Source organism: Rhizobium sp. AN6A (assembly GCF_900215635.1).
Classification (GTDB): domain Bacteria; phylum Pseudomonadota; class Alphaproteobacteria; order Rhizobiales; family Rhizobiaceae; genus Agrobacterium; species Agrobacterium tumefaciens.
Genome location: NZ_OCNC01000004.1, coordinates 2,197,056 through 2,218,039, shown reverse-complemented (window position 1 = coordinate 2,218,039; position 20,984 = coordinate 2,197,056). Strand labels below are relative to the sequence as shown.

At 58.9% G+C, this 20,984-nt stretch carries 20 protein-coding genes; 6 read left to right on the top strand and 14 right to left on the bottom strand.

Annotated features, from left to right (window positions below; translation table 11 throughout):
• Positions 1 to 71: 71 nt before the first annotated feature.
• The 12 genes from CRO62_RS23475 to CRO62_RS23420 form a co-directional block, all read right to left on the bottom strand.
• On the bottom strand, positions 72 to 2,210 hold the full coding sequence (locus CRO62_RS23475; RefSeq protein ID WP_097102210.1) for a sodium-translocating pyrophosphatase: 2,139 nt from the start codon (positions 2,208 to 2,210) through the stop codon (positions 72 to 74).
• A 219-nt stretch (positions 2,211 to 2,429) separates the two neighbouring features.
• Positions 2,430 to 3,653 carry an MFS transporter gene (locus CRO62_RS23470; protein WP_097102208.1) on the bottom strand — a complete coding sequence of 408 codons (1,224 nt, stop codon included), beginning with the start codon at positions 3,651 to 3,653 and terminating at the stop codon, positions 2,430 to 2,432.
• Between the two features lie 21 nt (positions 3,654 to 3,674).
• Entirely contained in the window at positions 3,675 to 4,172 is a 498-nt protein-coding gene (nusB, locus tag CRO62_RS23465; protein WP_013635887.1) for a transcription antitermination factor NusB, read from the bottom strand.
• 4 nt (positions 4,173 to 4,176) lie between these two features.
• Positions 4,177 to 4,623 carry a 6,7-dimethyl-8-ribityllumazine synthase gene (gene ribH / locus CRO62_RS23460; protein ID WP_013635886.1) on the bottom strand — a complete coding sequence of 149 codons (447 nt, stop codon included), beginning with the start codon at positions 4,621 to 4,623 and terminating at the stop codon, positions 4,177 to 4,179.
• Positions 4,624 to 4,787: 164 nt separating this feature from the next.
• On the bottom strand, positions 4,788 to 5,420 hold the full coding sequence (locus CRO62_RS23455) for a LysE family translocator (RefSeq protein ID WP_065658050.1): 633 nt from the start codon (positions 5,418 to 5,420) through the stop codon (positions 4,788 to 4,790).
• Positions 5,421 to 5,660: 240 nt separating this feature from the next.
• Positions 5,661 to 6,272, bottom strand: a complete 612-nt coding sequence (locus CRO62_RS23450; protein ID WP_003512512.1) for a riboflavin synthase — start codon at positions 6,270 to 6,272, stop codon at positions 5,661 to 5,663.
• A complete protein-coding gene (gene ribD, locus CRO62_RS23445; RefSeq protein ID WP_097102206.1) occupies positions 6,272 to 7,408 on the bottom strand; it encodes a bifunctional diaminohydroxyphosphoribosylaminopyrimidine deaminase/5-amino-6-(5-phosphoribosylamino)uracil reductase RibD in 1,137 nt (378 codons plus the stop codon). The genes CRO62_RS23450 and ribD overlap by 1 nt, the downstream gene beginning before the upstream one ends.
• 2 nt (positions 7,409 to 7,410) lie before the next feature.
• Positions 7,411 to 7,890 carry a transcriptional regulator NrdR gene (nrdR, locus tag CRO62_RS23440; RefSeq protein WP_003512508.1) on the bottom strand — a complete coding sequence of 160 codons (480 nt, stop codon included), beginning with the start codon at positions 7,888 to 7,890 and terminating at the stop codon, positions 7,411 to 7,413.
• A 12-nt stretch (positions 7,891 to 7,902) separates the two neighbouring features.
• Positions 7,903 to 9,192 (bottom strand): serine hydroxymethyltransferase, encoded by a 1,290-nt coding sequence (gene glyA / locus CRO62_RS23435; protein WP_097102204.1) that lies wholly within the window; start codon positions 9,190 to 9,192, stop codon positions 7,903 to 7,905.
• A 210-nt stretch (positions 9,193 to 9,402) separates the two neighbouring features.
• A complete protein-coding gene (locus CRO62_RS23430; RefSeq protein WP_003512501.1) occupies positions 9,403 to 10,734 on the bottom strand; it encodes a L,D-transpeptidase family protein in 1,332 nt (443 codons plus the stop codon).
• A gap of 376 nt (positions 10,735 to 11,110) precedes the next feature.
• Positions 11,111 to 11,620 carry a transcriptional regulator LdtR gene (ldtR, locus tag CRO62_RS23425; protein ID WP_025593036.1) on the bottom strand — a complete coding sequence of 170 codons (510 nt, stop codon included), beginning with the start codon at positions 11,618 to 11,620 and terminating at the stop codon, positions 11,111 to 11,113.
• Between the two features lie 234 nt (positions 11,621 to 11,854).
• The gene (locus CRO62_RS23420) at positions 11,855 to 12,292 is read right to left on the bottom strand and encodes a DUF6163 family protein (RefSeq protein ID WP_179784611.1); all 438 of its coding nucleotides are present in this window, start codon (positions 12,290 to 12,292) and stop codon (positions 11,855 to 11,857) included.
• Positions 12,293 to 12,473: 181 nt separating this feature from the next.
• Between CRO62_RS23420 and hemB the strand changes: the two genes are divergently transcribed.
• The 5 genes from hemB to CRO62_RS23395 all read left to right on the top strand — a co-directional run bounded on the left by hemB (position 12,474) and on the right by CRO62_RS23395 (position 15,703).
• On the top strand, positions 12,474 to 13,487 hold the full coding sequence (gene hemB, locus CRO62_RS23415; RefSeq protein WP_003512495.1) for a porphobilinogen synthase: 1,014 nt from the start codon (positions 12,474 to 12,476) through the stop codon (positions 13,485 to 13,487).
• Between the two features lie 115 nt (positions 13,488 to 13,602).
• The gene (locus CRO62_RS23410) at positions 13,603 to 14,061 is read left to right on the top strand and encodes an RDD family protein (RefSeq protein WP_097102200.1); all 459 of its coding nucleotides are present in this window, start codon (positions 13,603 to 13,605) and stop codon (positions 14,059 to 14,061) included.
• Between the two features lie 176 nt (positions 14,062 to 14,237).
• Entirely contained in the window at positions 14,238 to 14,996 is a 759-nt protein-coding gene (locus CRO62_RS23405; protein WP_097102198.1) for an arginyltransferase, read from the top strand.
• Between the two features lie 99 nt (positions 14,997 to 15,095).
• Complete coding sequence (locus CRO62_RS23400; protein ID WP_059752528.1) at positions 15,096 to 15,317, top strand: AbrB/MazE/SpoVT family DNA-binding domain-containing protein; 222 nt, start codon at positions 15,096 to 15,098, stop codon at positions 15,315 to 15,317.
• Entirely contained in the window at positions 15,314 to 15,703 is a 390-nt protein-coding gene (locus CRO62_RS23395; RefSeq protein WP_097102196.1) for a type II toxin-antitoxin system death-on-curing family toxin, read from the top strand. Before CRO62_RS23400 ends, CRO62_RS23395 begins: the two co-directional genes overlap by 4 nt.
• 64 nt (positions 15,704 to 15,767) lie before the next feature.
• Here the strand turns inward: CRO62_RS23395 and parC are convergent, their stop codons facing one another.
• Positions 15,768 to 18,020 (bottom strand): DNA topoisomerase IV subunit A, encoded by a 2,253-nt coding sequence (gene parC, locus CRO62_RS23390; protein ID WP_013635880.1) that lies wholly within the window; start codon positions 18,018 to 18,020, stop codon positions 15,768 to 15,770.
• A 230-nt stretch (positions 18,021 to 18,250) separates the two neighbouring features.
• Here parC and CRO62_RS23385 point away from each other — a divergent pair, with 230 nt between their 5' ends.
• Complete coding sequence (locus tag CRO62_RS23385; protein WP_097102194.1) at positions 18,251 to 19,441, top strand: hypothetical protein; 1,191 nt, start codon at positions 18,251 to 18,253, stop codon at positions 19,439 to 19,441.
• Positions 19,442 to 19,485: 44 nt separating this feature from the next.
• Here CRO62_RS23385 and CRO62_RS23380 read toward each other — a convergent pair whose 3' ends face one another.
• A complete protein-coding gene (locus CRO62_RS23380) occupies positions 19,486 to 20,967 on the bottom strand; it encodes a SulP family inorganic anion transporter (RefSeq protein ID WP_097102192.1) in 1,482 nt (493 codons plus the stop codon).
• Positions 20,968 to 20,984: the final 17 nt, after the last annotated feature.

Genomic DNA, 20,984 nt, shown 5'->3' with positions numbered 1-20,984 from the left:
AAGACGGAACGGAAATTCAAAGGCCCGGAGATCGCTCCCCGGGCCTTTTTCTTTGTCGATGATGCAAGTCCTTATTGGGCGAGAACCGCCAATAGCAGCAGCGCCACGATGTTGGTGATCTTGATGGCCGGGTTGACGGCGGGGCCGGCAGTATCCTTGTAGGGATCGCCCACTGTATCGCCCGTAACCGACGCCTTGTGGGCGTCCGAACCCTTGACGTGGCGCACGCCGTCCTTGTCGATGAAGCCATCCTCGAAGCTTTTCTTGGCGTTATCCCACGCGCCACCACCGGAGGTCATGGAAATCGCCACGAACAGGCCGTTGATGATGACGCCAAGCAGCGATGCACCGAGTGCTGCAAAGGCCGAGGCCTTGGAACCTGAGATAAGCAGCACGCCGAAATAAACGACGAGCGGCGCCAGAACCGGCAGCAGCGACGGAATGATCATTTCCTTGATCGCCGCCTTGGTCAAAAGATCGACCGCCCTGCCGTAGTCGGGTTTTTCTGTTCCTGCCATGATGCCAGGCTTTTCGCGGAACTGGCGGCGAACTTCCTCGACGATCGAGCTTGCCGCCTTGCCCACCGCCGTCATGGCGATGCCGCCAAAGAGATACGGAATGAGGCCGCCGAACAGCAGACCGGCAACGACGTAAGGATTGGCAAGGCTGAAGGATATTTCGCCGATATCCTTGAAGTAAGGATAGGTATCGCCATTGGCAGCGAAATGGGACAGGTCGTTGGAATAGGCGGCAAACAGCACGAGCGCGCCGAGACCGGCAGAGCCAATGGCGTAACCCTTGGTCACGGCCTTGGTGGTGTTGCCGACGGCATCCAGCGCGTCGGTCGCCTTACGCACATCCGGGTCGAGACCGGCCATTTCGGCAATGCCGCCGGCATTGTCCGTCACCGGACCGAAGGCGTCGAGCGCCACGATCATGCCCGCCAGACCAAGCATGGCGGTGACTGCGATGCCGGTGCCGAACAGGCCACCGAGCTGGTAGGTGCCGATGATGCCGCCGACGATGACGAGCGCCGGCAGCGCCGTCGATTCCAGCGAGACTGCAAGACCCTGGATGACGTTGGTGCCGTGGCCCGTGACCGAAGCCTGTGCGATGGAATTGACCGGCCGTTTGTTGGTGCCGGTATAATATTCGGTGATGACGACGATCAGCGCCGTTACCACAAGGCCGACCAGCCCGCACAGGAAGAGGTTTGTGCCGGTAATCTCCATTCCGGCCACCGTGCCGATGGTACCCCAGCCCACGGTCGCGTAAGTTGCCACGGCAAGACCCGCAATCGAGAAGACGCCGGTGGCAATCAGCCCCTTATAGAGAGCGCCCATGATGGAGTTGTTGGTGCCGAGCTTGACGAAGAAGGTGCCGGCAATCGAGGTCAGGATGCAGGCGCCGCAAATGGCCAGCGGATAGACCATCGCGCTTTCCAGTATCGGCGTTCCGGCAAAGAAAATCGCCGCAAGCACCATGGTTGCCACCACCGAGACGGCATAGGTCTCGAAAAGATCGGCCGCCATGCCGGCGCAATCGCCGACATTGTCGCCGACATTGTCGGCGATGGTTGCCGGGTTGCGGGGATCATCCTCTGGAATGCCTGCTTCGACCTTGCCGACGAGATCGCCGCCGACATCTGCACCCTTGGTGAAGATGCCACCGCCGAGACGGGCGAAGATGGAGATCAGCGAAGCGCCGAAACCGAGCGACACCAGCGCATCGATCACCTCACGCGAACCGGCCGCATGGCCCAGCACCGAGGTTAGGACGTAATAATAGATGGATACGCCAAGCAGCGCGAGACCCGCCACCAGCATGCCGGTGATGGCGCCCGACTTGAACGCGATGTCGAGACCGGCGGCAAGGCTGTGGGATGCGGCCTGCGCGGTGCGCAGATTGGCCCGGACGGAGACATGCATGCCGATGAAACCGGCAGCACCCGAAAGCACGGCGCCGATGATGAACCCGATGGCCGCGAGAGCCGACAGCAGATACCAGGCGAGAACGGCGACGATCAATCCGACGATGGCGATGGTGAGATATTGACGGGTGAGATAAGCCTGCGCACCTTCACGGATAAAACCTGCTATTTCACGCATACGCTCGTTGCCCTGATCGGCAGCGAGAACGCTCCTGGTCGTCCATGCCGCGTAAACCACGGACAGGATCCCACATAAAATCACTATGGGTATTACGGTCATGCGCACTTACCTCCCAAAAGGCCGGGTCTCACTCCCTCCCCGGCGTGGCGAACCATGTGCAAGGACAGGGGCGATCAAATGCGCGGCCTGTCCTGTCGTGGCCATTATTCCCCTCCCAAGGAAAAATGACCTGCGCGGCAAGATTGCGTTGGCGAAAGGCGTGGCGTCAAGCCCACAAATTTGCCTGAAACATGAAAGGGGTAGAGATCGAAGGCGATCTTATGCGGCGTTTCTGCGCAGGGTCAGCAACAGCGACGCCACCAGCACGAGGCATAGGCCCGCAACCGGCCAGATGACGAGGTTCATGACCGACCAGCCCCAGGCCGTAAACACCTTGCCGGAAGAGAAGGACGACAGCGCTACTGTGCCGAACAGCACGATATCGTGAAAGCCCTGTACCTTGTCTGCCTCATGCGGGCGGTAGCTCGAGGTGATGATGGCGGTGGCGCCGATGAAGCCGAAATTCCAGCCGAGACCGAGGAGAATGAGCGCCGCCCAGAAATTCCACAATTCGATGCCCATATGGGCGATGATGGCGCAGGCCATCAGCACGACGAGACCGGCTGCAACGATTTTTTCCGCGCCGAATCGCGCAATCAACATACCGGTGAAGAAACTCGGGCCGAACATGGCAAGAACGTGCCACTGGATGCCGAGCGTCGCAAGTTCGGTGGGAAACCCGCAGCCGACCACCATGGCGAGCGGCGCGCCGGTCATCATGAAGGTCATCAACGCATAGGAACCGATGCCGCAGACCATGCCGGTGACAAACCGGTGCGTGCGCACGATTTCCGACAAAGGCCGCGCCGCCTGCGCGTGGATAGAGGCGGCCTTCGGGTCCGGCAATTTCAGGAATGCCAGAATGGCAATCGCGATGATGCCGAGCGGCACCAGCGCGATGAAAGCACCGGCGAAGGTGACCGGTGCGAAGACATCCTTGCCGAAAATGGCAAGCTGCGGCCCGATGATCGCCGAGACGATGCCACCCGCCAATATCCAGGAAATGGCTTTCGGCTTGTAGAAAGAGGGGGATGCGTCGGCAGCAGCAAAGCGGATTTTCTGCGTGAAGCCGCCGGAAATGCCGATCAGCAGCAGGCCGATCGCAAACAGCCAGAAGTCGGAGCGGAAGAGTGCTACGGCAGCAATGCCGCCGCCGATGGAGCACATCAGCGCGCCGACCATGAAGCCCGCCTTGCGGCCAAGAAAACGCGATGCTGCGGCAACGCAGATGGCGCCCAGCGCCACGCCGATGTTGAAACCGGTAAGCGGCGCCGTTGCCAGCGACTTGTCAGCCCCGAGCAACTGGTAACCGGCAAGCGCGCCGACCGAGAAGCTCATAGGTGCTGCCGAGCCCATGATCGCCTGTGCGGCGGTCAGGAGGAAGACGTTGCGCTTCGCCTCGTCCAGTTGAACTTCAAGTCCGGGGACGGAAACGGCGCTCATATCTTCCTCACCTAACGTATTTTAGCGTTTTGCCTCACCGCGCACCTGCTTGGCAATGCGGTCCAGAACCGCGTTCACCAGCTTCGGCTCGTCATGCTCGAAGAAAGCACGGGCGATTTCGACATATTCCGTGACGATGACGGCAACCGGCACGTCCTTGCGCTCCAGAATCTCGAAAGCGCCGGCACGCAGGATAGCGCGAACGGTGGCATCGAGACGCGACAGCGGCCAGTCTTCCAGAAGTGCGGAGCGCACCAGTGGGTCGATCTTCGTCTGATCGCGGACGACGCCGGACACGATGGAACGGAACCAGGAAGGATCAGCCTTCAGATAAGTATCGCCATCGACTTCCTGACCGAGACGATGTGCCTCGTATTCCGCCACGACTTCCATCACGCCGGTGCCGCCGACATCCATCTGATAAAGTGCCTGCACGGCCGCGAGGCGCGCAGCGCCACGCTGGTTGGCGGGCTTTACCGAAGGCTGGCGCGGTTCGCCGCCATTTTCAACATCCGACATGCGTTCAGCCACCCAGTTTTTTCTTGAGCTCGATCATCGTCAGCGCCGCGCGGGCCGCAAAACCGCCCTTGTCCTTGTCAGAACGGCGAACACGTGCCCATGCCTGATCGTCGTTTTCGACGGTGAGGATGCCGTTGCCGATGGCCAGCGATTCGCTGACGGCGAGATCCATCAGGGCGCGGGAGGATTCGTTGGAAACGATGTCGAAGTGGTAGGTCTCGCCACGAATGACCATGCCGAGCGCTACGAAACCATCATATTCCGTGCCTTCGTTGTCGCCGCCATCCAGCGCCATGGCAATGGCAGCGGGAATTTCGAGCGCGCCGGGAACGGTGATGATGTCATAGGTTGCGCCAGCCTCATCCAGCGCGAACTTCGCGCCTTCGAGAAGAGCGTCTGCCATATCGTCGTAAAAGCGTGCTTCCACGATAAGAAGATGGGGTTTGGACATGGGATTTTCCTGAAAAGGTTCGGGCCGGATCATACCGGCTTTTGCGGCGGTCAAACCACGGCTGGCCGTTTTTGGCAAGTAATTTCATGTGTCACCCGCGCAAGAGGCCCCGTTTGCAAGACAATTGTGCAGGTTTTCGCCTTATCCGGCGCGGCTTACGGAAATCAGGTTTTCTGGAAAGCCAGATGCACGCCAAGCCCCATCAGCACCGTTCCCGCAGTGCGACGGGCAAGCACCTGCACCCTGCTGGAACGCTTAAGCCTCCCAACCATCGCGCCCGCCAGAAGCACGCCAACGAGATCGGCGGAGGAAAAAATGAAATTAACGGCGATACCGAGGATCAGCAATTGCAGCCAGATCGGAAAGGCCGCCGCCGGATCAACGAATTGCGGCAGAAACGCCAGAAAGAACAGCGCCGTCTTCGGATTGAGCACGTCGACGATAATGCTGTCGATGAAGGCGCGCCTTGCCGATTTCGGTTCGATGGTCAGATTGACGGCCTCACCTTCAAGCTTGCTGCGCAGCATCGAGAAACCGAGCCAGATGAGATACAGCGCGCCACACAGCTTCACGGCCAGATAAAGCCACGGCACCGCCTGGAACAGCACCGAAAGCCCCGCCGCAGAGGCAACGATATGGAAATAGCAGCCGACATGGATGCCAAGCACCGCCATCAGCCCGGCAAACCGGCCGCGCGCCATGGTCTGCGCCGCCGCATAAAGCATGGCCGGGCCGGGAATATAGGCAAACAGGGCGGTAGTGATGAAAAAGGCTGTCAGCAGTTCGAAAGACGGCATGTCGTAATCCCCCTACCCGTTTGGGCCTAAGGACGTCTTTACAGTGTTTGCCCGTCAATCGAAAGCGGAGTGCGGGACAACAACTGATTTGTCGCGATGGCGGAGGACTGTAAGCTGACACAGGATCCAGTCACGGGCATCTGCGCGGCGAAGAAAGTGCTTTCAGCCCAAGGATTTGGGCTGGTTGGATACCGGCTCAAGGCCGGGAGTGTATTTCAGCACGATAAATGCCGAACGTTGTTACGCCGAGGGGAACTCCGCAAGCCTTGCGGCATATCGCGCCATGGTGTCGACTTCGAAATTGACGAAATCACCCGGTTGGCGCTCACCCCATGTGGTGACTGTGAGCGTATGGCGGATCAGGAGCACGTCGAAATCCGTTCCGTCGACCGCATTGACAGTCAGAGAAGTGCCATCGAGTGCAATGGAACCCTTGGGCGCCACAAATTTCGCCAGATGGTCGGGCGCGCGCAGGCGGATACGGACCGCCTCGCCTTCCGGCTCGACCGACAGAATCTCCGCCTTGCCATCGACATGGCCGGAAACGATGTGACCGCCAAGCTCGTCGCCAATCTTCAGGGCGCGCTCCAGATTGACATGCGTGCCCTTCTGCCAGCCCGCAATCGTCGTCAGGCGCAATGCCTCTTCCCAGGCCTCGACCTCGTACCAGCGCTCGTTGCTGCCGTCTTCCGGCAGTTTGGTCACCGTCAGGCAGACGCCGCCATGGGAGATCGATGCGCCCATATCAATGGTCTTGGGATCGTAATTGGTCGCCACCCGCAGACGAATGCCTTCCGCCAGAGCTTCCAGCTCGGACACGGTTCCAACATCGGTGACAATTCCGGTAAACATCAAAGCGGCCTTTCATAATCGAAGCAGCGATCCGGCCCGTAGGCGGTTTCGCTGACCAAAACATAATCGCCCGGAATATCGGCACGGCTGAGCGGCGTTTCAATCCCGCCTTCACCAACCACGACCGGGCTTTCAAACAGCATGATACGGTCCACCAGATCAGCTTCAAGGAACGATTTTGCGGCAAAAGCGCCGCCTTCGACCAGAAGTTCCGACATGCCGCGTTCAGCGAGAATGTGAAGGAGGTTCTCGAGGGTTGGTGCTTCAAGGATTTCGACGCCTGCGTCGGTCAGTTGTTGGCGGCGGTGGTCGGGGCTAACCCCCTCTGACCTGCGGGGCATCTCCCCCCTTGAGGGCAAGATACCCGGCAGGGCAGAGGGGGATAACGCCGCGACGATTACCGGCACTTCGCGTGCACTCTCCACCAGCTTAGACGTCAACGGTAGTTCAAACTTGCGATCAAGTACGATTCGGACCGGAGAACGATCTTCGAGACCTGCAATTCGAACGGTCAGTTCCGGATCGTCCGCTATCGCGGTACGGATACCCACGAGGATGCAATCGCAGCGCGCTCTCAGTTCATGCACGGCGTGCCTGGCCTCCGGACCGGTGATCGCCACCTGCCCCGCGCCTTGTCTGCCGATCATGCCATCCGCGGAAATGGCAAGCTTCAGAATCACATGCGGGCGTTTTTTCACCTGGCGTGTGAGGTAACCCGCAAGCGCTCTCTTGCCTTCTTCGCGCAGCAGGCCGGTTTCCACGACAATGCCCGCCTCCCGCAAGATGGAGTAACCGCGACCGGAAACACGCTCGTCCGGGTCGTCAACCGCTACAACGACACGGGCCACGCCGTATTCAACCAGCGCATTGGCGCAGGGCGGCGTCTTGCCCCAGTGCGAGCAGGGTTCGAGGGTGACATAGGCTGTTGCGCCGCGCGCCGCTTCGCCGGCGATTTCCAGCGCCTGGCGTTCGGCATGGGGGCGGCCGCCAATTGCGGTCACCGCTTCGGCGATGATTTTTCCGTCCTTGACGAGAACGCAACCGACGGAGGGATTGGTCTGGGTTTGACCCTGATGGCGCAGGGAAACCTCGATTGCCCGGGCCATGAATTTTTCGTCATCGGCGCGGCTCGTCACGTCTATGCTCCGGCGTCTGTATCTCGGGCGATCTTGGCGTTGATTTCGGCAATCACGTTCTCGAAATCCTCGGCATGACTGAAATCGCGATAGACCGAGGCGTAGCGTACGAAGGCCACGTCATCGAGGCTCTTCAGCGCTTCAAGTACCTGGAGGCCGATTTCTTCCGAGGGGATTTCCGTCTCGCCGGAACTTTCCAGACGGCGAGCAATGCCGGAGACGGCCCGCTCGATCCGGTCCCGGTCAACCGGGCGTTTGCGTAGCGCGATCTCGAAGGATCGCACCAGCTTTTCCCGGTCGAAGGGCAGCTTGCGGCCGCTTTTCTTGATGACCATCAGCTCGCGCAGTTGCACGCGCTCATAGGTCGTGAAGCGGCCGCCGCAATCGGGGCAGATGCGCCGCCGGCGGATGGAGGTGTTATCCTCCGCCGGACGCGAGTCCTTGACCTGTGTGTCTTCGGAACCGCAAAATGGGCAGCGCATCTTTTTACGTCCTTACATGTACGGATACATCGGGAAACGGTCAGTCAGGCCGACGACCTTTTCGCGCACCGCAGCTTCAACGGCAGCGTTGCCCTCATCCGAATTGGCGACCTTAAGACCATCGAGAACCTCGACGATCAGCTTGCCGATTTCGCGGAATTCCCCTTCCTTGAAACCGCGCGTCGTGCCGGCCGGTGTGCCGAGACGCACACCCGAGGTGACGAAGGGCTTTTCCGGATCGAAAGGAATGCCGTTCTTGTTGCAGGTGACGTAGGCGCGGCCGAGGGCTGCTTCCGCACGCTTGCCGGTGGCGTTCTTTTTGCGAAGGTCAACCAGCATCAGGTGGTTGTCTGTGCCGCCGGAGACGACATCAAGACCGCCTTCGATCAGCGTTTCGGCAAGCGCCTTGGCGTTCTTGACGACCTGCGCGGCGTAATCCTTGAATTCCGGCTGCAAAGCTTCACCGAAGGCAACTGCCTTTGCGGCGATGACGTGCATCAGCGGACCGCCCTGCAGGCCGGGGAAAACGGCGGAGTTGAACTTCTTGGCCAGATCCTCGTCATTGGTGAGGATCATGCCGCCACGCGGGCCGCGCAGCGACTTATGCGTCGTCGTGGTGGCAACGTGGCAATGCGGGAACGGCGACGGATGCTGGCCACCGGCAACGAGACCCGCGATGTGGGCCATATCGACCATCAGATAGGCGCCGACTTCATCGGCGATCTCGCGGAAGCGCTTCCAGTCCCAGATACGGGAATAGGCGGTGCCGCCGGCAAGGATAAGCTTCGGCCGGGTTTCCTTGGCCTTGCGCTCCACCTCGTCCATGTCGAGCAGGTTGTCGCCTTCGCGCACGCCGTAAGACACGACGTTGAACCACTTGCCGGACATGTTGACCGGCGAACCGTGCGTCAGATGGCCTCCGGAGTTCAGGTCGAGACCCATGAAGGTGTCGCCCGGCTGGAGCAGCGCGAGGAACACGGCCTGGTTCATCTGCGAACCGGAATTCGGCTGTACGTTGGCGAAGTTGACGCCGAACAGCTTCTTGGCGCGCTCGATGGCAAGCTCTTCAGCAATGTCTACGAACTGGCAGCCGCCGTAATAACGCTTGCCCGGATAACCTTCCGCATATTTGTTGGTCATGATCGAACCCTGCGCTTCAAGCACAGCGCGGGAAACGATGTTTTCCGAGGCGATCAGTTCGATCTCGTGGCGCTGGCGACCCAGTTCCTTCTCGATCGCGCCGAAAATATCCGGATCGACTTCGGCAAGCGGACGGGAGAAGAAAGCATCTGTGTTCGACATGGTGAAGGCTCCTGAAACAGTAATGCGATGGCGTCTTAGCGCCCTGCCCGACCAAGAGCAATACGGGCAGCGAGATTTGCCCGTCAAACTGCGACGTTGCGACAAAAAACGGCAGCTGTTTTTTCAAAACCAGCAGCGAAAATGAAAAAAGCCGCACCCGACAGGGTGCGGCCTTTCACTTAAATATAAAAACCTGACGGCAGTACCGGATCAGTTGCGCGGCAACAGGTCGTCGTCGACGGGTCCAGCCGGCTGTTCGATGCCGGTGGTGGTGTTGAGCGCCAGTTCGGCGTTGCCGTCCTTTTCATAGATGTCGTCGCGGAACTGCACCACGCCGTCCTTCGCCGACCATGCGGTGATGTAGACGAAATAGACAGGCACTTCCTGCGCCAGCTTGATCGGTGTGTTGACGCGGGTGGCGATGACGCGTTCCATTTCCTGACGCGACCAGCCGGGCGTGTCGCGCAGCAGCCAGCTCGTGAGGTCGCGCACGTTCTGTACGCGCACGCAGCCGGACGATTCGAACCGCATCAGCTTGTTGAACAGACCCTGCTGCGGCGTGTCGTGCATATATTCGTTATTGGGATTGTGGAAGTTGATCTTCGTCGAGGACATGGCGTTGATCTTGCCGGGGTCCTGGCGGAACATCAGGTTCGGTGCCTTTGGCGCAAACCAGTCGACCGCTGTCGGCGAAACTTCCTGTCCCTTGCCGTCGATGAGGCGGATGTTGTTCCGCTCCAGATAGGTCGGGTCCTTCTGCATCAGCGGCACGATGTCCTTTTCGACGATCGAGCGCGGCGCTGTCCAGTAAGGGTTGAGGATGACTTCGTAAATCTTGGAATTGATGACGTGCGTCGGGCGGCTTGCGCGACCGACGACGGCAGTGTTGCGCAGGACGACGCGCTCATTCTCAACCGCTTCGATGGCAGCGGCCGGAATGTTCACCATCAGGTGACGCTGACCGAGATCGCCGGACATGGATTGGATGCGCACGAGGTTGGTCTGCAACTGCGCCAGACGGATCTGGGCCGAAACATTGAGCGCCTTGGTCGTATATTCGCCGCTGACACCATCGGCGGGAAGGCCATGGCGGGCCTGGAAGCGCTTCAACGCACCATCGACGTAGGAATCGAAGGCGCTGGAAATGCCAGCTTCGCGCGGCAGGTCGCCGGAGACCATCAGTCGCTGGCGAAGCGCCTGAACGGACGGATCGGAAACGCCGATCTGGAGACGCTGCTGGGTGACGGGCACGTCCGGCCAGCCGCCATTCTGCACGATCTGCTGATATTGCATGATCGCCTGCTGCATGTAGACAGGCGCTTCCCGTCCGAGAACCGGGTTGTTGGAAACGACGCCAACGGCGGAACGCGACGAATTCGCGTCAAACTGGTCATCCCAGTTGCCGCGGCGCGATGAGCCCATGAGATCGTTGAGCGCATTCTGCGCCAGGGCCGGCGCGGCAAGCGCGGCAACACCAACGGAAACAGCCGAGCGCAGAAGCGCACGGCGCGATACGGATTCGGAAACGGATTTTTTTGTCATTCTACCTACCAGCCACTCTCTTCGGCATTCTCAACAATGCCTAAATCAATATGATTAACAAACACGTACAACGTGTCTGCCGGCCGGTAATGCTCAACACCCATCGTCTGGGCGCTATTGTCTGGCAGAACAGTCGGGACTTGCCACGACAGCAGGAGAAACCGCCGGCTCCTTCACCTTTGCGGGTCCCATATCAATATGGCCAATTCGTGTCACGGGCCTTTTCTCACGAAGCTGTGTATGCCTGCAAAACAGGGCGAAAACGCACCTGAGAGACCGGGCTTGACACGCACAGGTGAACGGCGCCTCCAACGCGAATCCGCAAGCCGGAGGCAAACCGATGCCCCCGGCTCTAACAGTGAAACCGTCGCGGAAATTAGAGACGATAAGCGATCGAGTCGTTCCAGAAGCGATCGAGGCGTTGCAGCAGCTTGTTCATTTCGGAGAACTCGCCAGTGCCGATGCCGCCGACCTTTTCGATCGAGCCGACGTGGCGCTCGTAGAGGTGAGCAACCGTTTCGGCGATTTCCTGGCCCTTTTCAGTCAGGCTGATGCGGACCGAGCGGCGGTCGACACGCGAGCGCTGGTGGTTGATGAGACCGAGGTCTACCAGCTTCTTGACGTTGTAGGAGACGTTCGATCCGAGGTAGTAACCACGCGAACGAAGCTCGCCGGCCGTCAGTTCGGAATTGCCGATGTTGAACAGCAGGAGCGCCTGAACGGCGTTGACGTCATCGCGACCCTGACGATCGAACTCGTCCTTGATGACATCGAGGAGGCGGCGGTGGAGACGTTCCACCAGGTGCAGCGACTCCATGTAGAGCGAACGGATGGTATCTTCATGTGCGTCGGCAACAACGGCCTGCGGCTTTGCTTTGCTATTGATCATGACTGCCTCACTGTTTTGTTTGGCGGTGTGTTTGTTTGTCTCCCGCCTTGAGTGAGAACCTAATCAATGCGCATAAAATTCTACTTAAAAGCTACGATTAACAAATGCTTACCTGCATTTTCCCAAGTGGGTCAAACTTGTGGCGAAGCGGGACTGGCTTATCGCCATTCATTATAAATCAATGGCTTAGCAATAAAATTCGACCAAAAACCAGGCTGAATTGCTTTATTCTTATGGTAAATCAATTCTTGCGCGCTCTTCATTCTGGCGCTGATCGAGCCAAAAAGCGACCAAGAATAGTATATAAATGGTTGCCACGAGACCGTGCATGACGGGTACAAGCGTGTTGGCGCCGAAGATATATGGCCACACCTTATACATGGCGATCTGGGTGCCGGCACCCAAGACCCACATGACCGCCCCCCAGGAGGCGCCGAGCCAGAGACCGAGCGCCGCGACCGGGAAAATCACCGCAAGCGCACTACCCGCCACCCGCCATGGCAGGTTAAGCATATCGAACCGCCCATGCCCGCCGAGAGAATATCCCGTCAGCATCGCCCAATATTGCAGGCCGAACCAGAAACAGGAAATCGCGACCAGCCTCATGAAGACCAGAAAGAGGATTTCCGTCAGCGGACGTTTCGGCAGAGGTTGAGAATCAGGTTCCATGGCCGGAAGATACGGTTTCGACGGGCGGGCGACCAGCCCATATTGAATTCGACGGCTTGCCTTGTCAAAGCACCCTCGCCCGCCGGGGAAGTCCAGGGGGAAACATTGTCGCATTCGCACGGCGCTTGCTTCGTGTTATGCAGCTTTCCTGACTTGGGTGGGATACGAAGGACATTCTTACATGCAGGACAAAACGCATCTGGTCGACGCGATCACCGGCCATCGCCGCATGCGCCGCAATCGCAAGGCCGACTGGACTCGCCGTCTGGTTCAGGAAAGCCGTCTGACCGTCGATGATCTCATCTGGCCGGTCTTCATCGTGCCGGGCAGCAATATCCTCGATCCCATACCGGCGATGCCCGGCGTAAACCGCATGAGCGTCGACAAGCTGGTCGAAGCGGCGAAGGAAGCCGCCGATCTCGGCATTCCGGCGATTGCGACCTTCCCGAATATCGAGATGGACTTGCGCGACGAGACCGGCTCGAATGCGCTCGAGGCCAACAACCTCATCAATCAGGCGACCATCGCGGTCAAAAAAGCGGTTCCGAATATCGGCATGATCACCGATGTTGCGCTCGATCCCTTCACCAGCCATGGGCATGACGGCATTCTGCGCGGTGACGAAATCGTCAATGACGAGACCGTTGATCAGGTCGTTCGTGCTGCAATCCTTCAGGCCGATGCCGGTTCGGACATTATTTCTCCGTCCGAGATGATGGATGGCCGCATTGGCGCCATCCGCCGCGGCCTGGATGCGGCCGGGCACCAGAACGTCGGCATCATGGCCTATGCCACAAAATTCTCCTCCGGCTATTACGGCCCGTATCGCGAGGCCATTTCGACGGCCGGACTGCTGAAGGGGGACAAGAACAGCTATTACATCAGCCCCGCCAACGGCATGGAGGCAATCCGCGACGCAGCGCTCGACGTGGAAGAAGGTGCTGACATGCTGATGGTCAAACCCGGCCTGCCCTATCTCGACATCTGTTGGCGGCTGAAAGAGAATTTCGGGCTGCCGACATTCGCCTATCAGGTGTCCGGTGAATATACCCAGATCAAGGCAGCGGCCATGCATGGCTGGATCGATGGCGAGCGCGTGATGATGGAAACGCTTCTCTGCTTCAAGCGTGCGGGCTGCGATGGCATTCTGAGCTATTTCGCTGTGGAAGCCGCACGCAAACTCGCGAAGGGCTGACAGCCGACGCTTATTGTATTCGGTCGTTTTCTTCCCATATTGTTTGCTGACACGGAATGCTGCCTGACGAAAAGCGCGTTTCGAGCTGTCATGTCTTCTCAGGAGAAAACGACCGATGAACCTCGACCAGAACCCTACCTATGTCGCACCGGACGACTGGCGCGCCTATAGCGGCGTCCTGAGCCGACGCATCTTCGCTTTCCTGATCGATTACGCGATCGTTCTTCTCTTGTGCATTCCAGCCGCCGTGATCGTCTTCTTTCTCGGCGTGATTACGCTGGGTCTCGGTTTCTTCCTCTATCCGGCCTTGTTCGTCATCGTCGCGGTCCTTTATTTCGGCGTGACGCTCAGCGGCCCGTCGCAGGCCTCACCCGGCATGCGGGCGATGGGAATCGCGATGGCGCGCATGGACGGCCGGCGAATCGATTTCCTTCTGGCCACCGTGCATATTGCGCTTTTCTGGGTCATCAACTCGGTTTTGACGCCGCTTATCCTGCTTGCAGGCCTGTTTACGGAGCGCTCTCGCCTCGTTCACGACTTCCTGCTCGGCACCGTCATGGTCAGAACCTACTGATATAGGGGAAAGCCACGAAAACGTGGCTTCCATATCAGGCAAATACCGCATGGTGCAGTTGACGTTTTCCGTCATTTTGCCATTCTGTGACACTATGCATGTCGCTTGAAGCGTCGCCGCACCCCGTGAAATCGCGGCGTGCTTTGATAACGGACACAGGAGGCGATCACGGTTCGATGAACACGCAGGCGACGCCCTCTCCCCAATTCTATCTTACGGCACCGGCCACCTGCCCCTATTTGCCGAACCAGATGGAGCGGAAGGTTTTCACGCATCTGGTCGGCCCGCGTGCGTCGGAAATGAATGACCTTCTCACCCAGGGCGGCTTCAGGCGTTCACAGAACATCGCCTATCGCCCGGCGTGCGAAACCTGTCGCGCTTGCGTTTCGGTGCGCATCCTTACCGAACAGTTCCAGCCGACGAAATCGATGCGGCGCGTTCTCTCCATCAACAAGGATGTCGTCGCCACCGTTCACGCCGCTGAGCCATCCACCGAACAGTTCTCACTGTTTCGCCGCTATCTCGACCATCGGCACCAGTCGGGCGGCATGTCCGACATGTCGGCGCTAGACTATGCGATCATGATCGAAGACACGCATGTGAACACCCGCATCATCGAATACCGTGTGCGAGAGCCCGGCTCCGGCATCGATTCCAGCAAACGAGGTGAACTTCTCGCCGTAGCGCTGAGCGATGTGATGAGCGACGGGCTGTCGATGGTCTATTCCTTCTTCAACCCCGATCTAGAAAAGCGCTCGCTCGGCACTTTCATGATCATGGATCACATCACCCGCACGCGCGCGCTCGGCCTGCCGCATGTCTATCTTGGATACTGGGTCGATGGTTCTGAAAAGATGGGCTACAAGACCCGCTACCACCCGCAGGAGCATCTGACACCGCGTGGGTGGGAGGTTTATACACCGGAAGAAAAGTAACCCGCGTTTGGAAACGTCGTACTGACACTCTCCGGAAATCGTACATTGTGTACGAATTCCAGTCCTGTTATAACGCCAGTTATAACAGGAGCTGTCATCATGAACATTACGATCCGCAAAATCGGTAATTCCGAAGGTATCATCATTCCGAAGGAAGTTCTGGATCGCATGGGTCTCAAGGCTGGCGACGCGCTGGAACTCCGAGAAACCGCTGGCAATATCGAACTCGTCCCCGAACATGCGGAACTGAGGGAACAGCTTGAAGCCGCCCGGCGTGGTATGAAAAAATACCATACAGCGCTGAGAGAACTCGCCAAGTGAGCAGTATCAAGTGGCTCTCCCGTGCCGCCGTCGAATTTATACATCAGGAGCAACTCGCCGAACACGGTGGCTTGCCGGGCCTCAAGGATGAAAATGCGCTTGAGGCAGCTTTGGCACGTCCATTGCATAAAGCTGCCTTTGGAGAAGAGGAGCCACTGAAACTCGCCGCCGCTTATCTTTACGGTGTAGCGCGCAACCATCCGTTTTGCGATGGCAACAAACGCACGGCTTTTCTTGCAGCCTACACCTTCCTTTTTATCAACGGACTTGAAGTCATTGCCGAGCAAGCAGACATCGTGGCTTTTGTTCTTGATGTTGCTGCAGGTGAGATTGATGAGGAAGGCGCATACCGTTTTCTCAACGATCACACCATCCCGCTCCAGTAAGCGAAAACGCCGCACATCTTTCGATATGCGGCGCGTCTTGGATGCCTATGAGCGTCGGACGGTTTTACCCGCCAAATTTCCCGCTACGCGGAAAGCCCTTCGGTACGGTGCGGCCAACGGTGGCGCGGTCTGCCAGCCATTCGCGCAATTCCTCACCGACCTTGGTGAAGAGGCGCCCGGCCGTGTCGGACCAGCTCAAGCCGTCTGCGAGCGCGAAACATTTCACATCAACGACGCCGCCGTCCTTGTAGCGTTGCAGGCGCACGCCCTTGCCGCGTGACATTTCCGGCACCTGCGACAGCGGGAAGGCCAGAAGCTTGCGGTTTTCGCCAACGACGGCGACATGGTCGCCCGTAACAGGTACGGCGAGCTTGGCTTCGTCAGGCATGGCGACATTCATGATCTGCTTGCCCTTGCGGGTATTTGCGACCATTTCGCTTTCGGCCACGATGAAGCCGTTGCCGCCAGTCGAGACGAGCAGAAGCTTGCGCGACGGATCATGGACGAAGGCCGTCAGGATGTCCTGATCGTTCTCCATATCGACCATGATGCGGATCGGCTCGCCATGGCCACGCCCGCCGGGCAGCTTGTCGGCGCCGAGCGTGTAGGCCTTGCCGCCGGTGGTCAGCAGCAGCAACTTGTCGGTCGTCTGCGCCGGGAAGGCGAGCTTCGGGCCATCGCCCTCCTTGAAGGTCAGAGCCGACGTATCGGACATATGCCCCTTCAGCGCCCTGATCCACCCCTTCTGCGAGATGACGATGGTGACCGGCTCCTTTTCGATCATCGCCTGCTGGATGGCCTCGATGTCGGCATCCGGCGCATCCGCAAACTGCGTGCGGCGACGGCCGATCTCGGTTGCCTTGGCATATTTCTTTTTGACTTCGCCGATTTCCCACGCGACGGTCTGCCACTGCTTTTCATCGGAGGCGAGCAGCCCCTCGATTTCAGCCTTCTCGCTGCTGAGTTCGTCGAACTCCTTGCGGATTTCGAATTCCTCGAGCTTGCGCAGATTGCGCAGACGCATGTTGAGGATGGCTTCGGCCTGATTGTCGGTGAGCGACCACTTGGCCATCATCACCTGTTTCGGCTCGTCCTCCTCGCGGATGATACGGATCACCTCATCGAGATTGAGATAGGCGACCAGCAGGCCGCCCAGAATCTCGAGCCTGCGATCGATGGCCGCGAGACGATGGCGGGAACGGCGGACCAGCACGTCCTTGCGGTGTGCCAGCCATTCGCTCAGCACCTCGTTCAGCGCCATGACCTTCGGCACCCTGCCAAGCGACAATACGTTCATGTTGAGCGGCAGGCGGCTTTCAAGGTCGGACAGACGGAACAGCGATTCCATCAGCAGCGTCGCGTCGACGGTGCGGTTTTTCGGAACCAGCACGATACGCACGTCTTCGGCCGATTCGTCGCGGACATCCTCAAGCAGCGGCAGTTTGCGGGCGAGCAGCAGCTCGGCGATCTTTTCGATCAGCCGCGATTTCTGCACCTGGAACGGAATTTCGGTGATGACGATCTGATAGCCGCCACGTCCGAGGTCTTCCGTTTCCCATTTGGCGCGCACGCGGAAACCACCGCGCCCGGTCTTATAGGCTTCGAGAATATTCTCACGGCTTTCGATGATCACGCCGCCGGTCGGCAGGTCGGGGCCGGGAATGAATTCCACCAGCTTTTCAACCGTCGCATCCGGATGCTTGATGAGATGCAGAGCTGCGTCGCACAGTTCATGGGCGTTGTGCGGCGGGATGGACGTCGCCATACCGACGGCAATGCCGGAGGCACCGTTGGCAAGCAGATTGGGGAAGGCGCCCGGGAGGACCACCGGCTCCTCGTCTTCCTCATTATAGGTAGCGCGGAAATCAACCGCGTCCTCGCCTATGCCTTCGAGCAGCAGCGCTGCCACATCGGTCATGCGTGCTTCGGTATAACGATAGGCGGCGGCGCCGTCGCCATCGATATTGCCGAAATTGCCCTGTCCGTCCACGATCGGATAACGCTGCGAGAAATCCTGCGCGAGACGGACCAGCGCATCGTAGACCGACTGGTCGCCATGCGGATGGAACTTACCGATAACGTCACCGACGATACGGGCGCATTTCTTGAAAGCCGAGTTGGGGCGGATGCCCATTTCGCTCATGGCGTGGATGATGCGGCGGTGAACCGGCTTCAGGCCATCGCGCACATCCGGCAGCGCACGATGCATGATCGTGGACAAGGCGTAAGCGAGGTAGCGCTCTTCAAGCGCCGCCTTCAAATCGACCGGATGAATGTTATCGTCTCCGCCTGACGGAGGTACAAGATTTTTTCCCATGGTGCTTGACTAGCGGAAATGCCGATTCCCGGCAAGGAATTCGGGGGTCTCGGCTGTGGACGAAACGACGCCTTTTGTGAGGATTTTTATTAACTGCGTTACGAATGCCGCAATGCCGCCGTCATACGAATCGATCTAAATCCTGTAGACCTTTGAATAATCGCGAATATAAATGTCACCATTCACATTTAGAACACGGTGCACATCCGCACATTGAGGGAAGAAACACTATGAGACTGAAATCCACCCGGCAGATTCTTTTCGCAAGTGCCGCGCTTCTCGCGCTTTCCGCACCGGCATTCGCACTGGATGGCGGCGACGTTCTGAAAAAGATCAACGCCGCCTACGCCGCGCAGGGCGGTGAAATCGCCGCCGGGTCCGTCGCCGTCAACGGCGACACGGTGACGCTGAACGGCGTGACCTTCAATGCGGCTGCCGATCCGGCCAAAAAAATTCCGGTCGGCAACGTCACCCTTGAAGGCGTCGAGGAAAACAACGGCGGCTACAAGATCAAGAACGCGCGTTTCGACAATGTCGATTACAAGCAGGAAAACGTGGAGATCAAGGCCAACGACATCTACATGTCAGGTCTCACCATCCCTGCCGATGCGACGACGGGCACGATTGATGCGCTGATGTTCTACGACGAGGCGCATAGCGGTCCGATTTCCGTTTCCATCGACGGCAAGCAGGCTTTCTCGCTCGAGGAAAGCAGCGCAACGATGTCCGTCAGCGACGACAAGGCCTCGATCGGCTTCGATCTCGATGCATCCGGCTTCAAGGCCGATCTCAGCGAAGTCAACGATCCGGCCACGAAGGACGCGATTGAAAAGCTCAATCTGCAGGCCCTTTCCGGCAACATGACCATGAGCGGAAGCTGGGAAGTCGCGTCCGGCACCGTAGACGTCGAGGAATATGCCATCGACCTCGACAAGGTCGGCCGTCTCAACATGTCGTTCGGTTTCTCGGGCTACACACTCGCCTTCATCAAATCGATGCAGGAGACGGTGAAGGCGCAGGCTGCAAATCCGAACAAGGAACAGGCGGAACAGGCAGCGGGCCTTGCCATGCTCGGCCTGATGCAGCAGCTTTCCTTCGTTAATGCCGAAATCAGCTTCGAAGATGCCAGCATCACCAAGCGGGCCATCGACTACGCTGCAAGCCAGCAGGGCATGACCAGCGAGCAGCTTTCCCAGACCATCAAGGGCATGGCGCCCATCATGATGGCTTCGCTCAACGTTCCGGAATTGCAGAACATGGTGTCGGCTGCGATCAACGCATACGTCGACAATCCGAAGAGCTTCTCCATCTCGGCCGAACCGGAAAAGCCGGTTCCCTTCCCGATGATCATGGGCGCCGCCATGGGCGCGCCGAACACCCTGCCGACAATGCTCGGCGTCACGGTGACGGCAAACGAATAGCACAACAAAAAAGCCCCGGTTACGCCGGGGCTTTTTACTTCTGGTCAGTGGAGTGGGGCTGTCGCTCCATCCTGCTTGTCGTGCAGGGCGAAACGGTCGATCATATGAGCGCTCGCTTCGTTGACGCCGATCACCTCGACCGTCTTGCCGGTCTTGCGGAATTTCAGCACCACCTTGTCCAGCGCACCGACAGCCGAAATATCCCACAGATGCGCCTGTGTGACGTCGATGGTGACCGTTTCCACGTCTTCGGCAAAATCGAAGGCGGCAATGAAGCTTTCCGTCGAGGCGAAGAAAATCTGCCCATCGACGCGGTAGATGCGGTGCCGACCATCGGCTGCAAGCTCTGGACGAACGTGGAAGAGTTTTGAAACCTTCCCCGCGAAAAACACGCCGGAGAGAAGCACACCTGCGAGCACGCCTTTTGCGAGATCATGGGTCGCCAGCACGGTCCCGACCGTTACCAGCATGACGATGCTGGAAGACGGTGGATTGCGGCCAAGATCGAGAATCGAACGCCACGAGAAGGTGCCGATCGAAACCATGATCATGACAGCCACAAGAGCGGCCATTGGAATGATTCGGACAAGATCGTCCAGCACCAGAATGAGGAACAGCAGGAAGGCGCCCGCCACAAAGGTGGAGAGCCTGCCCCTGCCGCCTGATCTGACGTTGATGACCGACTGGCCGATCATGGCGCAGCCGCCCATCCCACCGATCAGCGCGGAGGCGATGTTGCCTGTCCCTTGCCCGATGCATTCCCGGCTCTTGTTGCTGCCGGTATCTGTCATGTCGTCGACGATCTGTGCCGTCAGCAGGGATTCCAGGAGACCGACGGCAGCCAGCGCTGCGGAATAGGGAAAGATGATCTGCAGCGTTTCGAAAGTCAGCGGCACCTGCGGCAGGGCGAAGACCGGCAGCGTCGAGGGCAGCTCGCCGAGATTGCCGACGGTGCGGATATCCATGCCGAAAAACACCGCCACGCAGGTCAAAACGACGATGGCGACCAGCGGCGACGGGATGATTTTCGTGACCAGAGGAAAGAGATAGATGATCGCAAGACCAGCCGCGATCATGACGTAGGTTGCGACAGGCACGCCTACCAGCTCGGGCAATTGCGCCATGAAGATCAGGATCGCCAGCGCATTGACGAAGCCGGTCATGACCGAGCGCGAGACGAAGCGCATCACCCGTCCGAGCCTTGCAAAGCCCGCAGCGATCTGCAGCACGCCCATGAGGATGGTCGCCGCGAAGAGATATTGCAGGCCGTGTTCCTTCACCAGCGTCACCATCAGGACGGCTGTGGCGGCGGTTGCCGCGGAAATCATGCCCGGACGGCCACCGGTGAAGGCGCAGACGCAGGCAATGGCGAAAGAGGCGAACAACCCCACCTTCGGATCGACGCCGGCGATGACGGAAAAGCCGATCGCTTCGGGAATGAGCGCGAGTGCGACGACGATGCCGGAAAGCACATCGCCGCGAATATTGGAAAACCACTCACGTCTGTAAGTCTGAAATCTGTTCATTTGATTTTTTCGCAAAA

Excerpts from the sequence above, each read along its gene's own strand:
- parC (WP_013635880.1), bottom strand. The coding sequence starts at position 18,020 with ATGGGAAAAAATCTTGTACCTCCGTCAGGCGGAGACGATAACATTCAT.
- nrdR (WP_003512508.1), bottom strand. The coding sequence starts at position 7,890 with ATGCGCTGCCCATTTTGCGGTTCCGAAGACACACAGGTCAAGGACTCG.
- glyA (WP_097102204.1), bottom strand. The coding sequence starts at position 9,192 with ATGTCGAACACAGATGCTTTCTTCTCCCGTCCGCTTGCCGAAGTCGAT.
- CRO62_RS23410 (WP_097102200.1), top strand. The coding sequence starts at position 13,603 with ATGAACCTCGACCAGAACCCTACCTATGTCGCACCGGACGACTGGCGC.
- CRO62_RS23450 (WP_003512512.1), bottom strand. The coding sequence starts at position 6,272 with ATGTTTACCGGAATTGTCACCGATGTTGGAACCGTGTCCGAGCTGGAA.
- nusB (WP_013635887.1), bottom strand. The coding sequence starts at position 4,172 with ATGTCGGATGTTGAAAATGGCGGCGAACCGCGCCAGCCTTCGGTAAAG.
- CRO62_RS23475 (WP_097102210.1), bottom strand. The coding sequence starts at position 2,210 with ATGACCGTAATACCCATAGTGATTTTATGTGGGATCCTGTCCGTGGTT.
- hemB (WP_003512495.1), top strand. The coding sequence starts at position 12,474 with ATGCAGGACAAAACGCATCTGGTCGACGCGATCACCGGCCATCGCCGC.
- CRO62_RS23400 (WP_059752528.1), top strand. The coding sequence starts at position 15,096 with ATGAACATTACGATCCGCAAAATCGGTAATTCCGAAGGTATCATCATT.
- ribH (WP_013635886.1), bottom strand. The coding sequence starts at position 4,623 with ATGTCCAAACCCCATCTTCTTATCGTGGAAGCACGCTTTTACGACGAT.
- CRO62_RS23405 (WP_097102198.1), top strand. The coding sequence starts at position 14,238 with ATGAACACGCAGGCGACGCCCTCTCCCCAATTCTATCTTACGGCACCG.
- CRO62_RS23455 (WP_065658050.1), bottom strand. The coding sequence starts at position 5,420 with ATGCCGTCTTTCGAACTGCTGACAGCCTTTTTCATCACTACCGCCCTG.
- CRO62_RS23420 (WP_179784611.1), bottom strand. The coding sequence starts at position 12,292 with ATGGAACCTGATTCTCAACCTCTGCCGAAACGTCCGCTGACGGAAATC.
- CRO62_RS23380 (WP_097102192.1), bottom strand. The coding sequence starts at position 20,967 with ATGAACAGATTTCAGACTTACAGACGTGAGTGGTTTTCCAATATTCGC.
- CRO62_RS23430 (WP_003512501.1), bottom strand. The coding sequence starts at position 10,734 with ATGACAAAAAAATCCGTTTCCGAATCCGTATCGCGCCGTGCGCTTCTG.
- CRO62_RS23385 (WP_097102194.1), top strand. The coding sequence starts at position 18,251 with ATGAGACTGAAATCCACCCGGCAGATTCTTTTCGCAAGTGCCGCGCTT.
- CRO62_RS23470 (WP_097102208.1), bottom strand. The coding sequence starts at position 3,653 with ATGAGCGCCGTTTCCGTCCCCGGACTTGAAGTTCAACTGGACGAGGCG.